The organism is Streptomyces sp. NPDC059567 (assembly GCF_042735655.1).
In the GTDB taxonomy this organism is placed as follows: Bacteria; Actinomycetota; Actinomycetes; order Streptomycetales; family Streptomycetaceae; genus Streptomyces.
The window spans coordinates 21469-46523 of sequence record NZ_JBHWBS010000011.1 but is presented as its reverse complement, the minus strand read 5'-3'; the positions used below and the strand labels follow the sequence as shown (position 1 = coordinate 46523).

The 25055-nt window shown below is 73.3% G+C and carries 22 protein-coding genes; 7 read left to right on the top strand and 15 right to left on the bottom strand.

Features of this window, described 5'->3' with window-relative positions:
* Window positions 1-37 precede the first annotated feature (37 nt).
* On the bottom strand, window positions 38-442 hold the full coding sequence (locus tag ACFVZW_RS08285) for a recombinase family protein (RefSeq protein WP_384518502.1): 405 nt from the start codon (window positions 440-442) through the stop codon (window positions 38-40).
* A 310-nt stretch (window positions 443-752) separates the two neighbouring features.
* Here ACFVZW_RS08285 and ACFVZW_RS08280 point away from each other — a divergent pair, with 310 nt between their 5' ends.
* Both ACFVZW_RS08280 and ACFVZW_RS08275 read left to right on the top strand, forming a co-directional pair.
* Window positions 753-1526 (top strand): MBL fold metallo-hydrolase, encoded by a 774-nt coding sequence (locus ACFVZW_RS08280; RefSeq protein WP_384518500.1) that lies wholly within the window; start codon window positions 753-755, stop codon window positions 1524-1526.
* A gap of 8 nt (window positions 1527-1534) precedes the next feature.
* On the top strand, window positions 1535-2173 hold the full coding sequence (locus ACFVZW_RS08275) for a DedA family protein (protein ID WP_384518673.1): 639 nt from the start codon (window positions 1535-1537) through the stop codon (window positions 2171-2173).
* On the opposite strand, the gene ACFVZW_RS08270 is transcribed toward ACFVZW_RS08275, so the two are convergent.
* The 4 genes from ACFVZW_RS08270 to ACFVZW_RS08255 form a co-directional block, all read right to left on the bottom strand.
* The gene (locus tag ACFVZW_RS08270) at window positions 2153-3175 is read right to left on the bottom strand and encodes an MBL fold metallo-hydrolase (protein ID WP_384518670.1); all 1023 of its coding nucleotides are present in this window, start codon (window positions 3173-3175) and stop codon (window positions 2153-2155) included. The genes ACFVZW_RS08275 and ACFVZW_RS08270 overlap by 21 nt on opposite strands.
* Before the next feature lie 452 nt (window positions 3176-3627).
* The gene (locus ACFVZW_RS08265; protein ID WP_384518497.1) at window positions 3628-4860 is read right to left on the bottom strand and encodes an aminotransferase class I/II-fold pyridoxal phosphate-dependent enzyme; all 1233 of its coding nucleotides are present in this window, start codon (window positions 4858-4860) and stop codon (window positions 3628-3630) included.
* A gap of 84 nt (window positions 4861-4944) precedes the next feature.
* The gene (locus ACFVZW_RS08260) at window positions 4945-6141 is read right to left on the bottom strand and encodes a sulfite oxidase (RefSeq protein WP_384518494.1); all 1197 of its coding nucleotides are present in this window, start codon (window positions 6139-6141) and stop codon (window positions 4945-4947) included.
* Window positions 6142-6333: 192 nt separating this feature from the next.
* The gene (locus ACFVZW_RS08255) at window positions 6334-8184 is read right to left on the bottom strand and encodes a transketolase (protein ID WP_384518491.1); all 1851 of its coding nucleotides are present in this window, start codon (window positions 8182-8184) and stop codon (window positions 6334-6336) included.
* Window positions 8185-8401: 217 nt separating this feature from the next.
* Here ACFVZW_RS08255 and ACFVZW_RS08250 point away from each other — a divergent pair, with 217 nt between their 5' ends.
* A complete protein-coding gene (locus ACFVZW_RS08250; RefSeq protein WP_384518488.1) occupies window positions 8402-9238 on the top strand; it encodes a methyltransferase domain-containing protein in 837 nt (278 codons plus the stop codon).
* 21 nt (window positions 9239-9259) lie between these two features.
* The gene (locus ACFVZW_RS08245) at window positions 9260-9610 is read left to right on the top strand and encodes a VOC family protein (RefSeq protein WP_384518486.1); all 351 of its coding nucleotides are present in this window, start codon (window positions 9260-9262) and stop codon (window positions 9608-9610) included.
* A gap of 25 nt (window positions 9611-9635) precedes the next feature.
* On the opposite strand, the gene ACFVZW_RS08240 is transcribed toward ACFVZW_RS08245, so the two are convergent.
* Together ACFVZW_RS08240 and ACFVZW_RS08235 are read right to left on the bottom strand one after the other, a co-directional pair.
* Window positions 9636-11609, bottom strand: coding sequence for a DUF5107 domain-containing protein (locus tag ACFVZW_RS08240; RefSeq protein ID WP_384518483.1), 1974 nt, complete (start codon window positions 11607-11609; stop codon window positions 9636-9638).
* Between the two features lie 40 nt (window positions 11610-11649).
* A complete protein-coding gene (locus tag ACFVZW_RS08235; RefSeq protein ID WP_384518480.1) occupies window positions 11650-12555 on the bottom strand; it encodes an arginase family protein in 906 nt (301 codons plus the stop codon).
* 68 nt (window positions 12556-12623) lie between these two features.
* Between ACFVZW_RS08235 and ACFVZW_RS08230 the strand changes: the two genes are divergently transcribed.
* On the top strand, window positions 12624-12956 hold the full coding sequence (locus ACFVZW_RS08230; protein WP_384518477.1) for a DUF6204 family protein: 333 nt from the start codon (window positions 12624-12626) through the stop codon (window positions 12954-12956).
* 37 nt (window positions 12957-12993) lie between these two features.
* Here ACFVZW_RS08230 and ACFVZW_RS08225 read toward each other — a convergent pair whose 3' ends face one another.
* A complete protein-coding gene (locus ACFVZW_RS08225; protein WP_384518475.1) occupies window positions 12994-13383 on the bottom strand; it encodes a hypothetical protein in 390 nt (129 codons plus the stop codon).
* A 121-nt stretch (window positions 13384-13504) separates the two neighbouring features.
* Window positions 13505-14932: an MFS transporter gene (locus ACFVZW_RS08220; RefSeq protein ID WP_384518473.1), complete on the bottom strand. Its 1428-nt coding sequence runs from the start codon at window positions 14930-14932 to the stop codon at window positions 13505-13507.
* Window positions 14933-15090: 158 nt separating this feature from the next.
* Here ACFVZW_RS08220 and ACFVZW_RS08215 point away from each other — a divergent pair, with 158 nt between their 5' ends.
* Together ACFVZW_RS08215 and ACFVZW_RS08210 are read left to right on the top strand one after the other, a co-directional pair.
* Window positions 15091-15840 (top strand): GntR family transcriptional regulator, encoded by a 750-nt coding sequence (locus tag ACFVZW_RS08215; RefSeq protein ID WP_384518470.1) that lies wholly within the window; start codon window positions 15091-15093, stop codon window positions 15838-15840.
* A 77-nt stretch (window positions 15841-15917) separates the two neighbouring features.
* Window positions 15918-17018, top strand: a complete 1101-nt coding sequence (locus tag ACFVZW_RS08210) for an adenosine deaminase (RefSeq protein WP_384518467.1) — start codon at window positions 15918-15920, stop codon at window positions 17016-17018.
* 65 nt (window positions 17019-17083) lie between these two features.
* Here ACFVZW_RS08210 and ACFVZW_RS08205 read toward each other — a convergent pair whose 3' ends face one another.
* The 6 genes from ACFVZW_RS08205 to ACFVZW_RS08180 all read right to left on the bottom strand — a co-directional run bounded on the left by ACFVZW_RS08205 (window position 17084) and on the right by ACFVZW_RS08180 (window position 25021).
* Window positions 17084-17848 carry a GNAT family N-acetyltransferase gene (locus tag ACFVZW_RS08205; RefSeq protein WP_384518464.1) on the bottom strand — a complete coding sequence of 255 codons (765 nt, stop codon included), beginning with the start codon at window positions 17846-17848 and terminating at the stop codon, window positions 17084-17086.
* Window positions 17849-17998: 150 nt separating this feature from the next.
* Window positions 17999-19768, bottom strand: coding sequence for a CocE/NonD family hydrolase (locus tag ACFVZW_RS08200; protein WP_384518668.1), 1770 nt, complete (start codon window positions 19766-19768; stop codon window positions 17999-18001).
* Window positions 19769-19934: 166 nt separating this feature from the next.
* Entirely contained in the window at window positions 19935-20867 is a 933-nt protein-coding gene (locus ACFVZW_RS08195; RefSeq protein WP_384518461.1) for an LD-carboxypeptidase, read from the bottom strand.
* Complete coding sequence (locus ACFVZW_RS08190; protein WP_384518458.1) at window positions 20864-22849, bottom strand: prolyl oligopeptidase family serine peptidase; 1986 nt, start codon at window positions 22847-22849, stop codon at window positions 20864-20866. Before ACFVZW_RS08190 ends, ACFVZW_RS08195 begins: the two co-directional genes overlap by 4 nt.
* Before the next feature lie 11 nt (window positions 22850-22860).
* Window positions 22861-24195, bottom strand: coding sequence for a M20/M25/M40 family metallo-hydrolase (locus tag ACFVZW_RS08185; RefSeq protein ID WP_384518455.1), 1335 nt, complete (start codon window positions 24193-24195; stop codon window positions 22861-22863).
* Window positions 24188-25021 (bottom strand): M55 family metallopeptidase, encoded by an 834-nt coding sequence (locus ACFVZW_RS08180; protein WP_384518452.1) that lies wholly within the window; start codon window positions 25019-25021, stop codon window positions 24188-24190. Before ACFVZW_RS08180 ends, ACFVZW_RS08185 begins: the two co-directional genes overlap by 8 nt.
* Between the last annotated feature and the right edge of the window lie 34 nt (window positions 25022-25055).

Here is a 25055-nt window from a genome sequence, read left to right as displayed (position 1 = left end):
GGCGGGAAAGGAGCGCGCGCGACACCGGCAGACGGCACTAGCAACCGTCGTAGCCGGCGGTGGGCATCGAGAGGCGGCGGTGCACGTCGGCCTTGGCCGCGGCGTCGTACACCGGCTCGTCGAGACCCGCGGTCTCCAGCCGTACGCCCCGTCGCTCGCACTCCGCGAAGAACGCGGACACGTCGGTCAACGCCCGTGCGAGCACCCGTTCGTTGGGGGCGACGAAGAGGTCGACGTGCCCGGCGTCCACATCGGCCCAGAGCGCGGCGTGGTCGGGCCGGATCCCGTAGAAGAGCAGTTGTCTCGCCACGACGTAGCCCTTGTGCTGGGCCCAACGGGCGCACATCTCGTGCTGGCTGCGGGTGTCGACCAGGAAGGGGTCGCTGTCGAGTTCCTCAAGCGGGGTGAGGCTGGCGATCGCCGCCACCCGAACGTCGTCCATGGACCGACCCTACTCCGAACCGGCTCGGGCGAGGAGGGCGTCCCTTCCCACCGCCCCCGGGCCTCACGGTGGCGAGGAGTAGCCACAGGTATGACAGATCTGCCAGCCGTCCTGGGTCACGGCCAGCACGCCCCCGCAGCGCGGACACTGCGCCGAATGGCAGGTCGTCCCCATCGTGCTCACCACGGCTCCCATCGCCTTGCTCCACGATGGCTACCCCCGCGACCCGCCTCGGACGCCCCGCGTCGCCCGCTCGGGACATCTACCCTCGGTATCAGCGCATCGACTCGGGCGGAAGGGCGGCGTACCGGTGGAGGTCACCTGGTGGGGTCATGCCACCTGCACGGTCGAGGACTCCGGGGTCCGGTTCCTCACCGACCCGCTCTTCGCGCGCCGGCTCGCGCATCTGCGGCGGCGCCGCGGCGCGCTGCCGCCACCCGAGGCGGCGGCCGCCGAGGCGGTGCTCGTCTCCCATCTGCATGCCGACCATCTGCATCTGCCCTCGCTGGCCCGGCTCGCGCCCGGGACGCGGCTGATCGTGCCGCGCGGCGCGCCGGGCGCGGTGGCGGGGCTGCGGAGGCTCGACGGCCGGGGTCTGCGGCTGACGGAGCTGGAGCCGGGCGACGCGGTGACGGTGGAGGGCGTGACCGTACGGGCCGTACCGGCGCTGCACGACGGCCGACGGCTGCCGGTGGGGCCGCACCGCTCCCCCGCGCTCGGGTATGTCGTCGAGGGCGAGGCACGGACGTACTTCGCAGGCGACACCGGTCTCTTCGACGGGATGGCCGAGGCGGTCGGCCCGGTGGACGTGGCGCTGCTGCCGGTGGGTGGCTGGGGCCCGTATCTGGGACACGGGCATCTGGACGCGGGCCGGGCGGCGCGGGCGCTCGCGGCGCTCTCCCCCGCGGCGGCGGTGCCGGTGCACTACGGCACGTACTGGCCGATCGGGATGGACGCGATCCGGCCGCACGAGTTCCACGCTCCGGGCGACGAGTTCGTCCGGCACGCGGCGCGGCTCGCGCCGAAGGTGGTGGTGCACCTGCTCGGCCACGGCGAGCGGGTGCGGCCCGAGGTCGCCCCGTGATCGATCTGATGGGGGCGGTGCGGGACCTGCCGCCCGAGTCGACGCAGCAGGCGGTCGGCTATCCCACGCTGTTCGCGCTGGTGGCGCTGGGTTCGCTGGTGCCGGTCGTGCCGACGGGGGCGATCGTCAGCTCGGCGGCCGTGGTCGCCTTCCACCAGACGTCCCCGCTGTCGCTGCTCTTCGTGTTCCTGGTGTCGGCCTGCGCCGCGCTCCTGGGCGATGTGACGCTGTACTGGCTGGGGCAGCGCGGGGTGGGGTCGCGGAACGGCTCGCGGTGGCTGGAGGTGCTGCGCGGCCGGGCCGCCCCCGACCGGCTCGCGCAGGCGCAGGCGAAGCTGGAGACCCACCAGGTGTCGGTGCTCGTGCTGTCGCGTCTGGTGCCGGCCGGGCGGATTCCGGTGATGCTGGCGTGTCTGCTGGCGCGGGTGCCGCTGCGCCGGTTCGTTCGTGGTGACGTGCCGGCGTGTCTGGCGTGGGCGGCGACGTACCAGCTGATCGGGATTCTCGGCGGCTCGCTGTTCCCCGAGCCGTGGCAGGGCGTGCTGGCGGCGGTGGCGCTGACGGTGCTGATCAGCGGGGCTCCCGCGCTGTGGCGGCGGGTACGGGGAGCCGGGCGCGACAGCAGGTCAGGGCAGAAGCACGCGTGAGGCGCCGACGGGGAGGTCCCACAGGTCCTCGCGGCGCAGCCCGGCACGCTCCCAGGCGGCCCTGACCCGGGTGAGGGGTTCGAGGACCGGCTCGGCGGAGAGGACGAAGGTCGCCCAGTGCATCGGCGCCATCCGCCGTGCCCCGAGGTCCTGGAAGGCGCGCACGGCCTCCTCGGGGTCGGTGTGGACGTCGCTGAGCCACCAGCGCGGGTCGTAGGCGCCGATGGGGAGCAGCGCGAGGTCGATCCCGGGATGGCGGCGCCCGATCTCGGCGAACCAGTGGCCGTAGCCGGTGTCGCCGGCGAAGTAGACCCGGCGGTCGAAGGGGTCGGTGAGGACCCAGCCGCCCCACAGCGAGCGGCAGGTGTCGAGGAGGGTCCGCTTGGACCAGTGGTGCGAGGGGACGAACTCGAAGCGCACACCGTCGAGTTCGGCCGCCTCCCACCAGTCGAGTTCGGTGACCCGGTGGAATCTGCGCCGGGTGAACCAGCGGCCGAGGCCGGCGGGGACGAAGACCGGGGTGTCCCGGGGCAGCCTCTTGAGGGTGGGGGCGTCGAGGTGGTCGAAGTGGTTGTGGCTGATGACGACGGCGTCCACGGGCGGCAGGTCCTCCCAGCGCACCCCGACGGGGGTGATCCGGGTCGGGGTGCCGAGGATCCTGCGGGACCAGACGGGGTCGGTGAGAACGGTCAGACCGCCGACGCGCAGGATCCAGCTGGCGTGGCCGGCCCAGGTGACGGCGAGTGTGTCGGGCTCGGCGGCGGGCAGCGGGCCGGGGGCGAACGGCAGCAGCGGGATGTCGCGCAGGCCCTCGGGCCCGGGGCGCACGGCGCCCTCGCGGGCGAGCCGGGCCATCGCGCGGACGCCGGGGAGCGGCGCGGTGAGCCGGTCGGCGAAGGAGCGCGGCCAGTCGGTCCTGGTCCGCCCGAGGGGCTGGAGGACAGGGGCGGCGGGGGGCGGCGCGGTCCGGCCGTCGGGGGCGGTCCGGTCCTCCGACCCGATCCTGCCGTCGGGGGCGGTCCGGTCCTCCGACCCGATCCTGCCGTCGGATCCGGTCCTGCCGTCGGATCCGGTCCTGCCGCCGGGTGTGGTCCGGTCGCCGGGTGTGGTCCGGTCGCCGGGGGCGGTCCGGTCCTCCGACCCGATCCGGCCGCCGGGTGTGGTCCGGCCGCCGGTCGCGGTCCGGTCGCCGGGGGCGGTCCGGCCGCCGGTCGCGGTCCGGTCGCCGGGGGCGGTCCGGGAGCCGAGGGCGGTCCGGTCGTCCGCTGCAGCCCGGTCGTCCGATGCGGTCCCGCCGTCCGATGCGGCCCGGCCATCGGATCCGGTCCCGCCGTCGGGTGCCGTCCGTGGGGCCTGCGTCGGCCGTGCCGTCTGTTCCGTCATCTGCGAGCTCCGTTCTGCGCAGTTCGTCGGGACGTGCTGCGGGCGTACGGGGGGCCGAAGTGCCCCGGGTGTCACCGGAGTTCCTCCAGCACCGCTCCGAAGGAGCTCAACGCGCGGGCCACATGCGGCAATTCCACCGGGTCGGCCGAAGTGAGGGCCTCCATCCGCTCCTCCTCGGTCGATCCGAGGAAGGCACCGGTGTCGAACCGCACACGCAGGGCGCCGATTTCGTCGCCGAAGCGGTGCCCGCCGGGGACCGGCGCGCCGAGCCGCTCGCTGAGGTGGTTCTCCAGCTCCATGGAGTCGGTGACGCCCCGGGCGGAGAGCCCGGCGCGGAGCGGGCCGAGGTCGGCGTAGAGGTGGCGGCCGGCCTGCGGGGGCCGGGCGAGGGCGCCGGCGGCGAGGACCGCCCGGTGCGCGGCGGCGGCCACGCGCGCGTGGAGGCCGGCGGAGAGCGCTGCGCGTACGGTGACGTCCTCCGGCTCGTCGAGGGCGTGCGCGGCGGCGGGGGCGACCGGTCCCGCGACGAAGGCGCCGAGTGCGGTGAGGATGTCGAGGGTGCGGGCGCGGGGGTCGGTGTAGCGGTCGGCGCGTGAGGGGTCGGTGGGCGGGAAGCGGGCCACGGCGCAGGGCCAGGCGACCGGGGCGAGGGCGCCGGCCAGGTCGTACAGGACGGTGACGTCGTCCGGGCACATCTCGGCGGGGCTGAGGAGGACGGTGTCGTGACGCCGGTGCAGCGTGTCGCGCCAGGTCTCGTCGCTGATGATGTGCAGCCCCTCGGCGACGGCGGCCTCGCATGCCTCGCGGACCAGCTCGGGCGGAGCGACGGTGGCGGTGGGGTCGTCGGCGACGGAGATCAGCAGCAGCCGGGGGTGGCCGCCCTCGGCCCGGACCCGGCGGACGGTTTCGAGCAGGGCGTACGGGTCGGGTACGCCGCCGCACTCGGCGGGGGTGGGCACGTGATAGGCGGGCCGGCCCAGGAGGCGGGCCTGCGGGGTCCACCAGGCGGGGCAGGGCCTGGGCATCAGGACGTCGCCGCCGTGGGCGGCGATCAGGGCGAGCAGCAGGGGCTGCGCGCCCGGGGCCGCGACCACGTCCTCGGCGTGGGTGCGCAGGCCGCGCCGCCACCAGTAGCCGCTGGCGGCCTCGCGGAGCACGGGGCCGCCGCCGGGTGGTTCGACGGTGGTGCGGCCGGCGGAGGCGGCGAGGATCGCGGCGAGTCCGGGGAGTACGGGCAAGCCCGGTTCCGGGGCCGGAGGGCCGTAGCGCACCGGGCCGCGGCCTTCCGGAGCCGTCTGCCTCATCTCCCGTACCTCCTGAAGCACCGGTTCGCGCCCGCACGGCGCCCACAGTGCCCTTTATACGAAGGTTCGGAGCGGTTCGCTGCCTCAGACGACGGCGACCGGGTGTCGCACCACCGCGTTGAAGAGATAGCCCTGGGTGTTGTGGACGGCCCGCTCGGGCTGGACGTTCCCGGCCGCGTCGGTGGTGCGGGAGAGCAGGGTCGCCGGGCCGGAGCGGCGCGGGCGCCACGGGACGGTCCAGCGGACCCAGCCGTCGCGCCGGGGGGCGTCGAGGAGCCGGGCGGGGCGCCAGAGGGCGCCGCCGTCGGTCGAGACGTCCACCCTGCGCACGGGCGCGAGTGCGGACCAGGCGCGACCGGTGAGGCGGTGGACGCGGCCGGCCTCCAGCGTGGCCCCGAAGGGGAGCTCGCACCCGGACTTGAGGGTCTGGCGGGTGATCGGCGCGCTGCCGCCGGGGGGATGCGCGGCGCCGAAGAGCCGGTAGTAGTCGGTGGACCACGGCGAGGAGAGCGGGGTGGTGGAGACCTGGATGTCGCCGAGCCATTTGATGGAGGCGATGCCGACCCAGGACGGCACGACGAGGCGGACCGGGTAGCCGTGGTCGCGCGGAAGGGTCTCGCCGTTCATCTCGTACGCGAGGATCACGTCGTCGAGTGCCTTGGCCACCGGCAGCGGCCGGCGGACCCGGCCGAGGTTCACGCCCCCGGTGACGTACTCGTCGTCCAGGCCGCTCGGCTGTACGTCCACGGCGTCCGCGGCGATCCCGGCGCGACGCAGCACGTCGGAGAGGCGGGCCCCGCGCCAGCGGGCGGCCCCGACCGCGCCGAGGGTCCAGGCGGTGCCGCTGACGGTCTCGCCCTGCTGGGTGGCGTAGAGGCTGCGGCCGTTTCCGGCGCACTCGACCAGGGCCGTCCGGGTGACGGAGGGGAGGTCCCGCAGCTGTCCGTAGGTGAAGTGGACGGGGCCACGGCCGTGCAGTCCGTCGCCCCAGAGGGTGAGCCGCCAGGTGGCGGCGTCGAGGACGGGGGTGGAGGTGTGGTTGCGGACGAAGAAGCGGTCCGTGGGGGTGAGGAGGCCGGTGTTCCCGAAGGAGTCGAAGCGGGACTCGGCGTTGGTCCCGCGGATCGTGAACAGCTCGGGCGGCAGCGGCTTGACGATGCCTGGCCCGGAGGCTGCCGTCGCGGGGGCCGCGGCCGCCGGTCCGCCGAGCATGGAGACCGCGGGGGCGGCGGCGAGCAGCTTCAGCAGGGACCGGCGGTCCGGCACGGACACGTGGGGCACGTTTCTCCTCGGGTGCGGCGGCGGATGCGGGAGCGGGGGTACGGCGGAGGACGGGGGACGACGGCATGCGGGGGTACCGCGGCGGCGCGCGGGGGTACGACGAGGGTGGCGGCGGGCCCGATGCTAGGCGTGCAAGTGCCTTCGGGACGGTCTGTTCACGGGTTCGTCATATGAGTGGCCGTCAGGTCCGCCCTAGCGCACCAGCACGCGCTCCAGCATGAGTTCGACCGCCGAGACGATCGCGTCCGCGTCGATGCCGGCCTCGTGGAGCTGTTCCTCCGGGGTCGCGGAGAGGGGCATGGAGCGCACGGCGAGTCGTGCCAGGCGGGGCATCCCGCCGTGCCCGTTGGCGTACGCCTCGGCGACGGCGTCGCCGATCCCGCCCTCGGGATGGTGGTCCTCCACCGTCAGGACGCAGCCGGTCGTCCCGGCCGCCTGGTCGAGGGTCTCGGTGTCCACCGGCTTGACCGAGTAGAGGTCGATCACCCGGACCGGCATGCCGTGCTCGTCGAGCCGGTCGGCCGCCTTCAGTGCCTCGTGCACGGTCACCCCGGCCGCGACGACGGTCGCCCGGTCGTCCTCACCGTGGCTGCGGAGCACCTTGCTCCCGCCGACCGGGAACTCCTCCTCGGGCCCGTACACGACGGGGGTGCCGCCGCGTGTGGTGCGCAGGTAGCGGACGCCTTCGAGGTCGGCCATGGCCACCACAAGTTTCGCCGTCTGGTTGGCGTCGCAGGGGTAGAGCACGGTGCTGCCGTGCACGGCACGCAGCATCGCGAGATCCTCCAGACCCATCTGGCTCGGCCCGTCCTGGCCGATGGACACCCCGGCGTGCGAACCGACGAGGTTGATCCCGGCCCGGCTGACGGCCGCCATCCGGACGAAGTCGTACGCGCGGGTGAGGAAGGCTGCGAAGGTCGAGGCGTACGGGACGTAGCCGCGTGCCTGGAGTCCGACGGCGGCCCCGACGAGCTGCTGCTCGGCGATCCAGCACTCGAAGTAGCGCTCGGGGTGCGCCTTCGCGAAGAACTCCGTACGGGTGGAGTCGCCGACCTCGCCGTCGAGCGCGACGATGTCGCCACGGACCTCGCCGAGGGCCGCGAGAGCGTGCCCGTAGGCGTCACGGGTGGCGACCTTCTCGCCCCTCGTGTACCTCGGGAGCCGCGGCGCGCCGTCCCGGCCGGGGCGCGGCACCAGCGCGGCGGGCGGATCGGTCACCTGGACCCGCAGATCGCTCCGGCCGCCCAGCTCGGCGATGGCGGCCTCGGCGTCCGGGAGCGGTTTGCCGTGCATCCCCTCGCGGTTCTCCACGGCGGCCACGCCCCGGCCCTTGCGGGTGGCGGCGAGGATCGCGGTGGGCCGGCGGACGGTCGCGCGGGCCTCGCGCAGCGCCGCGTCGACCGCCTCGACGTCGTGTCCGTCGATCCGCAGGGTGTGCCAGCCGAAGGCTTCGAGGCGGGCGGCGTAGGCGCCCAGGTCGTGCTGGTGACGAGTGGGTCCGCGCTGGCCGAGCCGGTTGACGTCGACGATCAGGGTGAGGTTGTCCAGGCGGCAGTACGCGGCGTGCTCCACGGCCTCCCAGACGGACCCTTCGGCCATCTCGCTGTCGCCGCTGACCACCCACACCTGGTACGGGACGCGGTCGAGGAACTTCCCGGCCAGCGCCATGCCGACCCCGATGGGCAGGCCCTGGCCCAGTGAGCCGGTGGCGACGTCGACCCAGGGCAGCCGGGGCGTGGGATGGCCTTCGAGAAGGCTCCCCCTGGCGCGGAAGGTGAGCAGTTCGCTCTCGCCGACGACGCCCGCGGCCCGGTACATGGCGTACAGCAGCGGCGAGGCGTGTCCCTTGGAGAGGACGAGCCGGTCGTTGCCCGGGTGGTCGGGACGGTCGAAGTCGTACCGCAGGTGCCGGGCGAGCAGCACGGCGCCGATCTCGGCGGCCGACATCGAGGAGGTCGGATGCCCGGAGCCGGCGGCGTCGGCGGCGCGTACGGCGTCCGCGCGGAGCTGCCGGGCGAGCGAGGACATCGTTTCGTACCGCATCACGGACCTTCCTCCACGAGTCTTCGCGGCGGCCGGATCAGGTCACCGATGCGCGTACCCAGGGCGCCGGGGCGTATGCCCCGCGATGCGCCCCGAGTCGCCGGGCGCGGGCCGCGCGATTCACATCAACGCGTTGACCACATGGCGAGATTGTCATCTCACGATGCGGCACGAAGGCGTACCGTGACCACACCAACCCACACGAGGGAGTCCGGTCATGACCCATGCCTCCGAGCAGTCAGCGCCGCAGGAGACCGCCGTCTACACCCACGGGCACCACGAGTCGGTGCTGCGCTCGCACAGCTGGCGCACCGCCGCCAACTCCGCGGCCTATCTGATCCCCGAGTTGCGCCCCGGCCTGGACGTCCTGGACGTGGGCTGCGGCCCCGGCACCATCACCGCCGACCTGGCCGCGCTGGTGGCCCCCGGCCGGGTGACCGCGGTGGACGCGGCCGAGGACGTCCTGGACAAGGCACGGGCCACGTCCGCCGAACGGGGCCTGGAGAACGTGGAGTTCGCGGTCGCCGACGTCCACGACCTGGACTTCCCGGACGACTCCTTCGATGTCGTCCACGCCCACCAGGTGCTGCAGCACGTGGGGGACCCGGTGCGGGCGCTGAGCGAGATGCGGCGGGTCTGCCGCCCGGGCGGTGTGGTCGCCGCCCGGGACAGCGACTACGGGTCCTTCGCCTGGCACCCGGAGCCGCCCGCCATGAAGGCGTGGCAAGAGCTGTACCAGCGGGTCGCCCGGTCCAACGGCGGTGAACCCGACGCCGGGCGGCGGCTGTTCGCCTGGTCACGGCGGGCGGGGTTCACGGACGTGACGACGACGGCCGCCACCTGGTGCTTCGCGACGCCGGAGGAGCGGGCGTGGTGGAGCGGTCTGTGGGCGGAGCGGACGACGGAGTCCGTGTACGCGAAGCTGGCAGTGGACGGCGGCCACACGACGCCGGACGCGCTGGCCGAGGTCTCCGAGGCGTGGCGGGAGTGGGGCCGGCAGGAGGACGCCTGGTTCATGGTCCCGCACGGAGAGATCCTCTGCCGCGTCTCCTGAACCTCAACTAGGCTCGTACGCATGGAGATTCTTGGGTCCACGCTACGTGTCTGCGTCGACGATCTCGAGCCGGCGGTGGAGTTCTACGAGCGCCTCACCGGCGCTTCCGCCCTGCGCTTCGAGCGCGGCGGGGTGTCGGTCGCGGCCATCGGCTGCTTCCTGCTGATGAGCGGACCCGAGTCGGAGCTGGAGGTCCTGCGGAAGGTCGCCGCGACCGTCTCCGTCCAGGATGTGGACGCGGCGTTCACCTCGCTGACGGAGGCGGGCGCCAAGATCCTGGCCGGCCCGGTCCCGACCCCGGTGGGCCGCAATCTGATCGCGGTCCACCCGGACGGCTCCGTCTTCGAGTACGTCGACCGCCGGACCGCCTGAACCGGCCGGGTCCGACGGGGACGCCTCAGGGACGCATCCGGAACTCGTAGGAGTCCGGGAGCGTCTCGTCGGTCATGGCCGACCACACGTCGCCCAGGATCTCGGCGCCCTCCCGCAGGTCCGGCACCTCGAAGCCCGCGTCGAAGACGGCGCGGGCCTCGGGCTTCCGGCCCTCGGCGAGGAGGAGACGGGCCTCGACGAAGCGGAACGCGCCGCGTGCGCGGACCGGCGCGGGCAGCCGCTCCCAGAGTGCGCGGGCCTGCGCCACCCGGCCGGCGGCCAGGAGCGCGGTGAGGGCCTCACGGCCCAGGGCGGCGGACACCAAGGTGTCCACGTCGCCGGGCAGCGCGTCGAAGGCCTCCGCGAAGCGCTCGGCCGCCCGCTCCGGGTGGCCGCCCTCCTCGTCGGCGACGGCGAGGCAGTACAGCAACGGCCAGCGCACGCCCGCCCGCCGGAGCCCGCGCTCCCAGCTCCGAACCGCCTGGGCCAGGTCGCCCGCGTGCCACTGCGCGATCCCGAGGTGGTACTCGGTGAGCGGCTCCGCGGGCGCGGTCTCCAGCATGTCGCGCCAGTGGTCCGCGACCAGCGACGGGCCGGGGGCGGCCCCGTCCTCGCGAGGCGGCAGGACGCCCGTGCGGAGCAGCTCCAGCCAGGGCTTCTGCTCCGCGCCCAGGGTCGACGCGGGGAACGGGGTCCCCGGCAGCTCGTGCCCTCCGGCGAGGACTTCCAGCGCGCCCCAGCCCGAGCCCGCCGCGAGGACCGTCACCGGTTCGGCGTCGGCCGCGCCGGCGCGCCACGCCGCGTACGCGGCATCGACGGCGGCGCGCGGAAGCGCCTGCTCCAGGCTCCCCTCCACGCTCGCGCGGGCTGCCGCCCAGTCCTCGCCGTGGACCGCCGAGGGCTCGGCGGTCAGCGGCCCGTACGTCTCCAGCCAGCTGAACTCCGCGCCGCCCTCCAGCTTCAGATGCTCCAGCTGGGTGCGGGCGAGTCCGGCCTGGATCTCGGCGTATCCGGGCGCGCCGGGTTCGGTGAGCCACTCCTGCCATCGCCGTCCGCCGCGGGCCGAGCCCCAGAGGAAGAGCTTGCGTCCGCGCAGCAGGTCCGTGGACGTCTGGACGAGCCCGGTGCCGGTCTCGTCCAGGGCGGCGATCCAGCGCCGCCGTTCCTCGGGGACGTCGTAGAAGTAGTCGGCGGGAAGAGTGCTGCGCAGCGGGTACGTGCGGTCCCCCGCCGTGCCCGTTTCGTCCTCGGTGACCGGGATGGGGACGCGGCGCAGGCCGCGCTCGTAGCCGTGGAGCCAGGCCTCGTCGGCGGGGGCGAGGATCCGGCGGTCCTCGGGGACGGCGGTGTTGGACCACCAGTAGACGGGGACGGTCCGCTCGTGCGGGTTGCGGACGCGGACGCCGACATGCAGGAAGTCGGAGTCCTCGGGGAGCCACAGGTCGACCTGGAAGGGCAGGTCGCGCAGGCGCTCCCACTCCCACAGCCGGAGCATCTCGCCGCCGTCGGGGGCCGGGACGATCGCGGCGTGGACCGGGGAGCAGGAGAGGGTGGTGTGGCCGGTGGCGCCGATGTTCCATTCGATGCCGCCGGCGAACCAGGCGCCGTTGAGGGCGAAGGCGGCGGGCTGGAACACCGGGTTGCGGTGGACCAGTTCGCGCCCCGTGGGCTTGTGGTGCAGGGAGTGGACGCGGCCGCCGAGCCCCGGCAGCACGGTCGCCCGCAGCCGGTCGTTCTCGATGACGATCGCGTCGATCGCGGCGGGGGTGCGCTCGCGTCCGTAGCCGTCGCGGACCGGGACGGGCAGCAGGCTGCGCAGCGGTGCGTACCCCAACTGGCGTGCCATGTCGCGCGGCACGTCCTCCTTGACGCGTGCGTCGAGGAGGGCGGCCACGTGCGCCGCGCCCGGGCTCCGCAGGGCGGGCAAGGGGTTGTCCGGGCCCAACGGGGCCGCGGGCAGGGTCAGTACGGCACGTCGTACGGTCGTCATGTCGACCATGGAACACGTCGGGCGCGCTCCTGACCAGGGGCGCCGCTCGTCAGGCTTCGGCCAGGGCGGCGACCACGAGGTCCGTGAGCAGCGCTCCGGCGGTGCCGTCCGGGTCGAGATCGGGGTCGCAGATCGTGACGTTGAGCCCGACGCAGCGCTCGGAGCGGACCAAGGTCCGGAGCAGGGGGACGAGTTCGTCCGGCAGCAGGCCGTCGGGGTCGGGGCTGTCGACGGCCGGCATTACGGAGGGGTCGAGGACGTCGGCGTCGAGGTGGACCCAGAAGCCGTCGAGGGCCGGGGTCTCGAAGGCGGTCACCGTGGCGGCGGCGAGCTCGGCAGGACCCCATGCGCGCAGTTCGGAGACGGTGACCACGGGCACCTTCAGGGCGCGCAGGTCGACGAGTTCGGGATCGTCGTGGTAGGCGTCACGGATGCCGAAGAGCCGGACGTCCTCCTCGCGGAGGTAGGGCTCGAGGCCTTCCAGGTCGGTGAGGTCCCGCTGGCCCCGGCCGGTGGCGAGGGCCAGTTCCTCGCCGGCGGCGGCGCCCACCCGGTCGGAGTTGCCGGTGTGGCGGAAGTCCGGGGAGGCGTCGATCGCGGCGAGCCCGTAGCGGCCGAGGCGGCGCAGGGCGAGGGAGGCGCCGAGCTGGATGGAGCAGTCGCCGCCGAGGACGAGGGGGAACTCCCCGGCCCGTACGTGCCCCTCGATCCGGTCCGCGAGCGTACGGGTGTAGGTGGCGAGGGCGGCCGCGTTGAAGACTCCGTCGCCCTCCCGCCAGTCGCCCAGGTCGTAGCGGGGTGCGACGACCACGCCGCCTTCCAGGGCGCCGAGCCTCCGCACGATCCGGTTCTCGCGCAGGGCGCCGGCGAGCTTGTGGCAGCCGGGCACGGTGCCGGGGGACGGCGGGCGCAGGCCGAGGTTGGACGGGGCGTCGAGCACCACGATATTCCGCATGTGCCTCATCCTCGCCGCCGTAGTCTGGATCTTCAACGAGTTTCGTGAACGACGTGAGGACCAGGGGAATGAGCACCCAGCACACCTACCGGGTGATCGTGCGCGGCACGTTCGACGGCCTGTCGGAGGCGAGCCGGGCGCGGCTGCTCGCCGAGGTCGACGAGCACGGGATGTCGGCGATGCGGTTCACCGACGAGGGCTCGCTCGCCTATGACAGGACGCTGAAGCACTTCTCGTACCGGGTGATCGTGGTCTCGGACGCGGCGGACGGCGAGGAGATGGCGGCGGCGATCGCCGAGGACCGGGTGGAGACGGTGCTCGGGGAGCTCGGGCACGGCCACGGGGAACTCAGGGCGTCCGTCACGGACATGGACACCATGAAGATCAACTACAAGCGCTGACCGCCCGCCGGGACCGCCTCCGGCGACGTGCGGCCGGTCAGCGGCGGGCCGAGCGGACCTTCCGGGGGCAGGTCTCGCCCTTCCTCGCCACACCGATCACGACCGTGGTGCGGCCGTCGAGCGCCACACCCTCGTCCGGATGCTGGGTGCACACCGTCCAGTTCGACGGCCACAGCACCCGTCTGTCGCTCCCGCCGACGTCGTGGACGTCGATGCGGGTGCGGTGGTCGAGCGCCGTGAAGACCTGCCACAATCCCTTGCCGAGGAAGCCGGGCATCGGCGGGGCGTCCTCGTCGGCCACCGCCTCCTCCCCCGCGGTGACGGCGACCACCGCGAGCGCGAGCACGGCGCCGGTGGCGATCCGGCCGGGCGTGAGGAGCCAGATGCGCCGGGCCCGGCCCGTGCTCGACGTCTCCTTCGGCCTCATCCCCTGACCTCTCCTCCTCGTACGCGCCCGCCCCCGTGGGACCAGGATGGAGGGATCCGGTCCGCACAGGGGCGGTGGGAGGGCCGTACGGGTGAGGGTGCGGCCTCTCCCTGCGGCCTGGTCAGTGGTGGGCGAGTACCGGCTGCGGCGTTTCGGCGGGTGCCTCGGCGGGGTCGGGACGCTGGATGAGGAAGGCCGTGAGGACGCCGATGCCGAGCAGCGCGAGCGCCGTGTACATCGCGTGCTGGTAGCCGGCCTCGGTCGGGCCGCCCGCGTCGCTGCCCGCCGTGATCATCGCGGAGGCCAAGGCGATGCCGAGCGAGGCCCCGATGCCGAAGCAGGCGCCGTTGAGGCCGGAGAGCGAGCCGGGCTTGTCCTTCGGGGCGGTGGTGACGGCGAGGCCGTTGAGGCCGGTCAGCATGAATCCGCCGTACGTGACGCCGAGCGCCGCGAGCGAGGCGACCAGGATCCACTCGTTGCGCAGGAAGAACGTGGCGAAGAGGAAGATCGCGAAGTTGGCGACCGCGCCGGTGACGACGATGGTGCGCCAGCCGATCCTCGGACCGAGCCGGCCGGTCAGCGGGGCGGAGATCACGCCGATCAGCTGGATCGGGGTGAGGAAGAGGACGGCGGCGGTGACGGCGGAGAGGCCGAGGCCGACCCTGGCGTCCTGCGAGAAGAGCGGGATCGTGAGCGCGATGGCGCCGAAGGCGCCGCCCAGGGTGCAGACCGTGGTGAGCAGCAGCGGCCAGGCGCGGCGCGAGGCGAGCACCTCGATGTCGATGACCGGGTTGGCCGCGCTCTTCTGCGAGACGACGAAGAAGACGAGCGAGGCGAGGCCGCCGAGCAGGAAGCCGAGGGTGAGGACGGAGGTCCAGCCCCAGGCGGCACCCTGGGCGAGGCCGACGAGGATGCCGGTGAGGCCGAGCGCGAGCGCGGCGATGCCGCGGGAGTCGAAGCGGCCGTCGGTCGCGGTGGCCGGGACGTCGGGGACGTACGTGCGTACGCCGATCAGGCCCGCGACGGCGATCAGGGTGGAGCAGACGAAGATGCCGCGGAAGCCGATGGTGTCGGCGATCTGGCCGCCGGCGATGGCGTCGACACCCGCGAGGCCGCCGTTGACGGCGGTGATGATGCCCGCGGCCTTGCCGAAGCCGGCCGGGGTGAGGAGCTGGTTCAGGGTGAGGAAGGCGAGGGTGAACATCGCCGCCGAGATGCCCTGGAGGATGCGGCCTGCGATGAAGATCTCGATGTTCGGCGCGAAGACGCAGAGCAGGTTGCCGGCGATCAGGACGAAGGCGCAGACGATCATCATCGGCTTGCGGCCGCGCTGGTCGCTGAGGCGGGCGAGGGTGACCTGACCGATGGCCGCCATCAGGAAGAAGAGGGTCTGCGAGAGACCGGCGGCGGCCGTGGTGGTGCCGAGGCGCTCGATGACATCCGGCAGTGCGGGGCTGAGCATGGTGGCGTTGATCTGGTAGCCGAGGACGGCGAGCACCATCGCCAGCAGCATGGGCCCGCGGCCCTTGAGGTCGGATGTTGCTGACATGTGGGCCCCTTTGCCGTGGATGTCATATCGATGAACTTTGCTTGTCTGACAAGCAGCGCCCAGACAGAGTGAGTTCTACGCGCGTCACACGTCAAGTCCCTTTGACCTGTGATTCCGGATACCGTTCACTTGCCGACAAGCAGGCAGGAGGAGGGGCAGTGGCAGTCAGCGGACAGCAGCGGCGACCGGTCGTGGTGCTCTACGAGCGGATCGCGGACGCCATCCACGACGGCACCTATCCCCCGGGCTCGACCCTCCCCTCCGAGCCCAAGCTCGCCGGCGAGCTGGGCGTGAGTCGCCCCGCCCTGCGCGAGGCGCTGCTGCTCCTCCAGGAGGACGGCCTGCTCTCCGTGCGGCGCGGGGTCGGCCGGACCGTCAACGACCACCCGCCCCGGCGCGGCTTCGAGCACATCCAGCCCCTGGAGGAGCTGATCGGCGCGGGCGCTCCCCTGCGCGTACGGGCCCTGCTGCGGGCGGTCGAGGAGCCCACGGACTTCACCACCCAGCACCTGCTCGCCCCGGCCCGGGCGGAGCTGCGCTTCTGGGAGTCCCTGCTGGCCGGAGAGGGTGCGGCGGCGGCACTCAGCCAGGAGTGGGCAGCCGCCGACGACGTACTGGAGCGGGCGCACCCGGCCTTCGCCGAAGCGCTGCGCGCCGAGTCGGCGCCCGAGCGGACCTCGATGCTGGCCGTGCTCGCGGGCGCCTCGCGCGGAGTGCCGCTGGGAGCCCACAGCAGTGTGACCGCGACGCTGCTCGGCCAGCGGCGGGGCGAGCAGCTCGGTCGCCCGGCAGACACCCCGGCGGTGCTCGTCACCCAGGTCGTACGGGTCGGGGACACCCCGGTCCTCGCGGCCAAGCACATGCTCCCGACGGGCGCGCCGGCCCTCCCGGTCCTTCAGTCGAACTGAGCCGGCAGCCCTGCGGAACCAGGCGGGCGATCGCCGTCACAGCGCCCTTCCGCCGTCGTGGCGTACACTTCCGCGCCATGCACTTGTCTGACAACCCTGCCGCCCCGCTCAGCTCCCCGGTCTCCACGCCCGTCGCCGAGTGGATCCGCCGCGCGCCCAAGGCCGTCCTCCACGACCACCTGGACGGCGGCCTGCGCCCCGCCACCATCGTCGAACTGGCCCGGGAGTGCGGCTACACCGCGCTGCCGACCGAGGACCCGGCCGCACTCGCGGTCTGGTTCCGCGACGCCGCCGACTCCGGTTCGCTGGAGCGGTACCTGGAGACCTTCGCCCACACGTGCGCGGTGATGCAGACCCGCGAGGCGCTGCACCGCATCGCGGCCGAGTGCGCCGAGGACCTGGCCGCGGACGGGGTCGTCTACGCCGAGATCCGCTACGCCCCCGAGCAGCACCTGGAAGCCGGGCTGAGCCTCGACGAGGTCGTCGAGGCCGTGAACGACGGCTTCCGCGAGGGTGAGCGCCGCACCGGCGGCCGGATCACGGTCCGCGCCCTCCTCACCGGGATGCGCCACACCGACCGCTCCCTGGAGATCGCGCAGCTCACGGTCGCCCACCGCGAGGAGGGCGTGGCCGGTTTCGACATCGCCGGCGGCGAGATCGGCAACCCGCCGGCCCGCCACCTCCCCGCCTTCCAGCACCTCAAGCGGCAGAACTGCCACTTCACGATCCACGCGGGCGAGGCCGTCGGCGCGGAGTCGATCCACGAGGCCGTGCAGGTCTGCGGCGCCGAGCGGATCGGCCACGGGGTGCGGATCACGGACGACATCGCCGAGGACGGCACGCTCGGCCACCTGGCCTCGTACGTCCGCGACAACCGGATCGCCCTGGAGGTCTGCCCGACCTCCAACCTCCAGACCGGTGCGGCCAAGGACTACGCCTCGCACCCCATCGACGAGCTGCGCCGCCTCGGCTTCCGCATCACGCTGAACACGGACAACCGACTGGTCTCCGGCACCACCATGAGCGAGGAGTTCCAGCACATGGTGGACGCCTTCGGCTACGGCCCGGAGGTCTTCGAGGAGTTCACGGTCGCCGCGCTCGACGCCGCGTTCCTGCCGCTGCCGGAGCGGCAGCGGCTGATCGACGAGGTCGTGCGCCCGGGGTACGCGGCGCTCTGACGCCCCGGGTGTACACAGCGGCCCCGCACGGTCATGTCGACCGCGCGGGGCCGTCCGCTGTGCGCCTACGCCGGTACGAGCGGGCCGCGCGGCGCCGCCGCGTCGAGCCGGGCCGCACCGTCGAGCAGGGGCGGTCCGTCCAGCCGGGCCGCACCGTCCAGCAGCGTCGCACCGTCGAGTCGCGGCCCGCGGTCGATCCTGGCCTCGATGACGGCCCGGACGGCCGGCCACTCCTCGTCGAGGATCGAGTAGAAGGCGGTGCTGCGCACGGCCCCGTCGAGCCCGCGTGAATGCGCCCGCCGCACCCCTTCGCAGGTCGCTCCGAGGCGTTCGATGGCGGCCCGCGAACGCAGGTTCCGGGCGTCGGCGCGCATCGAGACGCGCCGTACGCCCCACACCTCGAAGGCGTGCCGGAGCATCAGCAGCTTGGCCTCGGAGTTGATCCCGGTGCCCTGGGCCCGGGGGGCGAGCCAGGTGTTGCCGATCTCCGCGGCGTCCGGCACCGCGGTGGCCGGATCGCCGTACGGCATCCCGGGCACCGAGGGCCAGACCAGCGGCCCCTGCCAGTAGTCGAGCTCCAGGAACCTCGTCGCGCCGACGACCTGCTCGTCGGCGGTACTGACGACGGCGAAGGGAAGCGTTCGGCCCGCGGCCTGTTCGGCCAGGGCACGTTCGAGGTAGATCTCCGCCGCGTCCAGATTGTGGGGGACGGGCGTGAACGCGTACGTCGTACGGTCCTCGGCGCCGGCCGCGGCGATCGCGGCGGCGTGCTGTGGTGCGAGGGGTTCCAGCCGTACGGTGCGGCCGGACAGCACAACGGGAAGTGGCACGGGGCCTTCGGTCCTTCTGCGAGTGGGAGCTGCCCCGCGCCGACGTCACGGCGCGAAGGCGGTGGCACAGTCTCCGTCCCGCTGCCCGCAGAGTGGGAAAAGAACAGGTAAAGAACGCCCGAAGGTCGCGTGAATCCACCCTTCTGGCTGCTACCCCACCCGGCCCTTGACAACGGGCAGCTCCAGCGTGCCGGTGTCCTCGGGCGCGGCGGTGACGGTCACCGGCTTGATGCCCCGGTTCCCGGAGTACGCGTCGTCACTGGCGGCGATCACGAACTCCAGACGGTGACCCGTCTCGTAGCGGTGCACGATGCCCGGCAGTTCCACCGTGAAGGGCCGGGTCGCGTCCGGTACCCGTACCGGCGCCACGAGCCGGTTGACCAGGGTCTTCGTTCCGTCCGGGGCGACGTCATAGACCTTGGCGAAGAGCACCAGCTTGTCGGCGGCGTCGCCGGAGTCCTGGACGCGCTCGGTCTTCGGGGAGACGACCCGGAGCGTGGCCCGCGGGGAGCCGACGACGTCGACCGGGGCGGCCAGCGGGGCGCTGGTCCAGCCGAGGTAGGTGCCCTTGATGTCGTACGGGCGGGGGTCGGGCAGGCCGATGAGTCCGGTGAGCGAGGACTCCGAATGGCTCGTGGGGACCAGCCGGTTGCTGTACTCGCGTGAACCGCGGGCGACCTTGGCCCGGTTGTCGACGAGCTTGCCGTCGCCGGAGAGGTAGAGCCTCTGGCTGAGGGTGGGGACCCGGGCCGCGGTGCCGTAGCCGCTCTGCCAGGAGCGGTAGTAGGCGAACTCGGCGCCGGTGTCGGCCTTCCGGTCGCCCCGCAGATGGCGGTCGAACCAGGCGAGGACGCGCTGCCCGACGTAGCTGGTCTCCACATTGCCCTGGCCGAGGTCGAGTTCACCGGGGGCCTGTCCCCCGCTGTGCCCCCACGACTGCCAGATCATCTTGGTCTCGACGCCTCGCGCCTGGAGCCGCTCGTAGGTGTCCTGGGCCTCGTTGAGGTTGAAGAGACTGTCGGACTGGCCCTGGACGATCAGCGTCGGCGCCTTGACGCGGTCGAGGTACGAGACCGGTGAGACGCTCCGGGCGAAGTCGAGCATCTTCTTGGTGTCCGCGTCGCGGTAGCGGCCGGAGTTGAGCAGCCGGACGGTGTCGCAGGCGTCGGTGACGAAGTGCAGACAGCCGAGCGAGTTGACGCGGGAGGGGTCGAGGGAGGGGACGAGCAGCGGCTGCCCCTCGCCCATGAGGTAGAAGCCGTTGGCCCACTGCCACTTGAAGACGCCGGGGGTCGCGCGGTCGGCGCCGTTCGGGGCGAGCGAGTAGGCGAGGTCGTTCCAGGTGATGAGGGGGACGAGGGCGTCGAGCCGGGGATCGACGGAGGCGGTGGCGAGCTGGATGGCACCGCCGTAGGAGCCGCCGACCATGCCGACGCGCGGGTCGCCGGCGCCGTCCTTGGTCACGAAGTCGGCGCGGGTGCCGTCGTCGGCGGCGCGGGTGCCGCCGAGGAAGTCGACGAGCCGGGTCGCGGCCCGTCCGTCGATGCGAGGGTCGTCGAGGGAGATCAGGCAGCCGGACTTGCCGAAGCCGAGCCCGGAGTAGACGAGTCCGACATAGCCCTGGGCGGCGAAGGCCTTCCCGATGGCGTCGGTGGACCCGTCCGCCTTGCTCCCGCCGAACCCGTTGGTGGCGAGCACGGCGGGCGCCGGGTGCGCGGCGTCCACCCCGGCCGGGCGGTAGAGGTCGGCGTCGATCACACAACTGCGGCCGCCCGCCTCGACGGTGAAGCTCAGCGGGGTGACGGTGTACGCGCCCGACTCGGCCGCGCTCGCCGGGCCGACGACGGCGAGGGGCGCGGCCAGTGCCGAACTCGCGGCCAGAGCAAGGAGCTTGCGGGACAGCGGTAGCGCACGGGACACGGACACGGGGCCTCCACGCTGAGGATACCGACTGGTAAGTATCGATCCGGGCCCATGGTGTGACACGTGTCAGATCTCCGTCAACGCGCCTGACAAGGGTTGTGGACGGAGATTCAGTGAAGGTCGGTGGGCCTCATGCGCGCCGGCGCGCCCCGGCCCGGCCGGCTCAACGCAGCGCCGGCACGTCCAGCGTCAGCGTCCCGGCCTCCGCGTCCAGGACGCCCGGTACGCCGAGGGGGAAGGTCAGTGCCGTCTCGCTGTGGCCGAAGCCCATCTCCTCCACCACCGGGACTCCGAGACCCCCGAGCCGGTCGGCGAGGACCGCCCGGACCTCCTCGTAGGGGCCGCACTCCTCCCACGAGCCGAGACCGATCCCCGCGACCCCGTCCAGCCAACCGGAGCGCAGCAGTTGGGTCAGGATACGGTCCAGGCGGTACGGCTCCTCCCCCACGTCCTCCAGGAGCAGCAGGCCGCCGCGGGCCGAGGGGCGGGCATGCGGGGTGGCGAGGTCGGCGGCGAGGAGGCTCACACAGCCGCCGAGGGTGACGCCGTGAGTCCGGCCCGGGACCATGGCGCGGGCGGTGTCCAGGCCGAGGGTCCGCACGGACTCGGGCTCGAAGAGGGTCGCCCGCAGGGACTCCTGGGTGCGGGGGTCCTTGAGGAAGGCGGCCGCCGCGACCATCGGCCCGTGGAGCGTCGCGAGGCCCGCGCGTACGGCGAACGCCTCGTGCAGGGCGGTGACATCGCTGTAGCCGACGAAGACCTTGGGCCCCGCGGCCCGTATCGCCGACCAGTCGACCAGGTCCACCATCCGCTGGACGCCGTAGCCACCCCGCGCGCAGATCACCGCGGAGACGTCGGGATCGCACCATGCCTCCTGGAGGTCCCGGGCGCGGGCCTCGTCCGCACCGGCGAGATATCCCAACCGGTGGTGGGTGTCCAGGACATGGGGCGCCACCACGGGCTCCAGGTCCCAGCCGCGCAGCAGGTCGAGCCCGGCCGCGAGCCGCTCCTCGGGGATCGGCCCGCTGGGAGCGACGACGGCGACCCGGGCGCCCGGGCGGAGGCACTGGGGCCGGGTCGGCGGAGTGACGGTCACTTCTTCAGCTCCAGGAGGGGTACGTCGGGTCGGGCGATGCCGAAGGTCTGGGCGTACAGGGAGAGTTCGGCCTCCAGGGCGCGGATCATCGTCTCGGCGCGCCGGAAGCCGTGGCTCTCGCCCTCGAAGGCGATGTACGCATGCGGGACCCCGCGTCCCGCCATCCGCCCCAGGAACCGCTCGGCCTGCGCGGGCGGGCAGATCACGTCGTCGAGGCCCTGCAGCAGGAGGAAGGGCGCGGAGATCCGCTCGACATGGTCGAGCGGCGAGCGTTCCCGGTAGCGGGCGGGCACCTCGGCGAGCGGGCCGACGAGCGACTCCAGGTACCGGGATTCGAAGTCGTGGGTCTCGTCGGTGGCCCAGCCCAGCAGATCGAGGATGGGATAGATGATCGTGCCGCAGGCGTACACCTCGGAGGTGACGAGGGAGGCCGCGGTGGTCCAGCCGCCCGCGCTGCCGCCCCGGATCGCCAGCCGCGCCGGATCGGCGGTGCCTTCGGCGGCCAGCGCCTCGGCGACGGCCGCGCAGTCCTCCACGTCGACCACGCCCCACTGCTCGCGCAGCCGCTCGCGGTACTCCCGGCCGTAGCCGGTGGACCCGCCGTAGTTGACCTCTGCGACGCCGATGCCCCGGGAGGTGAAGTAGGCGATCTCCAGGTCGAGGACGAGCGGAGCGTGCCCGGTCGGCCCGCCGTGCGCCCAGACGACGTAGGGCGGCAGCTCCTGGCCGGGGGCGATCCGGTCGGGGTTGTGCGGCGGGTAGACGTGGGCGTGGATCTCGCGGTCGTCGGGGCCGGTGAAGGTGCGGATCTGGGGTTCGGGGTAGTACGCGGGGTCGACCGGGTCGTCGTGGGCCGAGCCGATGACCCGGGCCCGGCCGGTGCCGGTGTCCAGCTCCACGACCTCGTAGGCGCTGCGGGGGCTCGCGGCGACGCCGAGGACCCGGGTGCCGTGCACGGCGAGGGTGGAGGCCCACTCGGTCCAGGGCCCCGCGGCGTCGACGAGTTCGCCGCTCTCGGGGTCGAGTATCCCGAGCGCGGTGGCGCCCTTGCCGTGGATGACGGCGACGAGGCCGTTCTCCAGCGGGTGGAACCATCTGAGGCCGATCTTCCACAGCGGTCCGCCGAACTCCTCGGGGCGGGCGCAGAGGGCGACCGGTTCGCCACCGGGGTCCGTCCGGTAGAGGTTCCACCAGCCGCTGCGGTCGCTGACGTACAGAAGCCGTCCGTCGGCGGTCCAGTCGACCTGCGGCACCGACTCCTCCGGCCCGCCGGCGACGGTCCGCGCCCCCTGCAGGGTGCCGTCGGCCGTGACCTCGGCGAGGAGCACCTCGGTGCCGTCCCACGGCATCCGTGGGTGGTCCCATGCGATCCAGGCGGTCTGCCGTCCGTCCGGGGAGAGCCGGGGGCCGGTGACGAACCGGTGGCGTCCGTCGGAGAGTTCGCGTACGGCGCCGCGGTCCTCGGCGGCCGAGCCGTCGAGGGGTACGGCGGCCAGGACGCGGCGGACGTCGGTCGGCGCGGGTCCGGTGAACTCCTCCAGGACGCACCAGACTTCGCCGCGGTCGGGGTGGATCACCGGGTCGGCCCAGCGCAGTCCGCCGCCGATGGTGGAGACGGGGGTGAGGGGCCGGGGCTCGGCTCCGGGCCCGGCGTCGGGTGTGTACGCGTAGAGACGCTGGTCGGGGAAGTGGCTGAACACGACGAGCGGTCCGCCGTCCGCGCGGGCCAGGCCCGCCCAGGGCTGGCCGCCGTACTCGACGACCCGGCTGCGGACGTTCCACGGGTCGGGGAGCACCGACTCCTCGGTGCCGTCGGCCCGTCGGCGGACGAGCGCGCGCCGGCCGCCCTCGGTGGGGCGTGGCGCGGTCCACCACACCTCGTCGCCGACGACGCCGACGTACTCGGGGCGTCCGTCGTGCCGGGCGGCGAGCGTCGCGTCGATCGGGGAGGGCCAGGTGCCGTAGGAGCCCGTCGGGACCATCTCTACTCCCCTTACGCGGACTTCAGGTAGTGGTCGAGGACGCGGACGCCGAAGTGCAGGGCGTCGACGGGGACACGCTCGTCGACTCCGTGGAAGAGCGCTCCGTAGTCCAGGCCCGGGGGCAGTTTCAGCGGGGAGAAGCCGTATCCGGTGATGCCGAGCCGGGAGAACTGCTTGGCGTCGGTGCCGCCGGACATGGCGAACGGGACGACGTGGCCGTCGGGGTCGAAGTGCTCGACGGCGGCGCGCAGTCGGGCGAAGGTGGGCGAGTCGACGGGGGCTTCCAGGGGGACTTCGCGGTGATGGAACTCCCACTCGACGTCCGGCCCTGTGAGGCGGTCCATCGTCTCGGCGAACTCCTCCTCGCCGCCTGGAAGCATCCGGCCGTCGACATAGGCGACGGCGTGCCCGGGGATGACGTTGACCTTGTAACCGGCGTCCAGCATCGTCGGGTTGGCACTGTTGCGCACGGTCGGTTCCACGAGCGCCGCGGCGGGGCCGAGCTTCTCGAGAAGCAGGTCGACGTCGAAGCCCGCCGCGCCGATGTCGGTCTCGATGCCGTACAGGGCGGCGAGTTCGGTGAGCGCGGCCCGTACGGTCGAGGTCAGGCGGACGGGCCAGGGGTGGGCGCCGATGCGGGCGACGGCTCCGGCGAGGCGGGTGACGGCGTTGGCCGTGTTGACCTTCGAGCCGTGTCCGGCCCGGCCGTGCGCGGTGAGCTTGACCCAGGCGGTGCCGCGTTCGCCGGCGGCGATCGGGTAGAGGGTCATGCCGGGCGTCGGATGGAAGCTGAACGCCCCGGATTCGCTGATGCCTTCGGTGCAGCCCTCGAAGAGCCCGGGGTGCTCGCCGGCGAGGAAGCCCGAACCGTCCTCGGCGCTGGCCTCCTCGTCGGCGGTGTAGGCGAGGACGATGTCGCGGCGCGGCCGGATGCCCTGGCGGGCCCAGGAGCGGACGACCGCGAGGACCATCGCGTCCATGTTCTTCATGTCGACGGCGCCGCGGCCCCAGACCACGCCGTCGCGGACCTCTCCGGAGAAAGGGTGCACGGCCCAGTCGGCGGGCTCCGCCGGGACGACGTCGAGGTGGCCGTGGACGAGCAGGGCGTCGGCGGAGGGGTCGGTTCCCTCGATGCGCGCCACGACGTTGGTGCGGCCGGGGGTCCGTTCCAGCAGGGCGGTTTCCAGGCCTGCGGCGGCGAGGCGTTCGGCGACGTACTCGGCGGCGGGCCGCTCGCGGCAGTCGCCGCCGCCGCGGTTGGTGGTGTCGATGCGGATGAGCTCGGAGGTGAAGGTCACCACCTCGTCGAGCGCCGTGGCGTCCGGCCCCTGACCCGGCTCAGCCATACTGCTCCTCCACCGCTGCGGAGACGATCGTGGTGACCGCCTTGAAGGTACGAATGGACTCGTACATCGTCCCGCTGGTGTACGCGATCTTGCGCTCGCCGCTCCGCGCCACGCCGGGCACGACCGTGGCGGCGCCGGCCAGGTGTTCGGCGTCGAACTCCAGCTCCATCGTGAACGGCCCGCCCCGCACCGGCTCGTGCCGTACGGCGAGGGCGGTCGCGTCCTTGGCGGCGGCCCGGATGTCGCCGGCCGTACGCTTCGGGGTCCGGCACACCGCCGCGTACCGCGAGACGTAGTCCTTGACGGCGACCTTGCGTGCCTCGGGCGCGTATCCGAGGGCGTCGTCGCAGGTCAGGTCGTCTCCGGTGACGAGGACGACGGGCACGCCGTACTCGGCGACGACATGGGCGTTCAGTAGTCCCTCACTGGCCCGCTCGCCGTCGAGCCACACGCCGGTGAGGGAGTTGGCGAGGTAGGTGTGCGCGAGGACGCCTTCGGTTCCGGCGCCGGTGTGGTAGCCGACGAACGCGATGCCGTCGACGTCCCCGTGCTGCACCCCTTCGACCATGGACAGGGTCTTGTGCCGGCCGGTGATCATCTCGGCCCGCTCGTCGAGCTGTTCGAGCAGCAGGTTCCGCATGCTCCAGTGGGCCTCGTTGATCAGCACCTCGTCGGCGCCGCCGTCGAAGAACCCGAGGACCGCCGCGTTGACGTCCGAGGTGAACATGGACCGGCACCGTTCCCACTGGGGTGTCCCGGGGAGGACGTCGCCGGGCCAGGTGACGCCGGTGGCGCCTTCCATGTCGGCGCTGATCAGGATCTTCACGAAACCCCTGTCCCCTCACGTGCGGTGACGACGA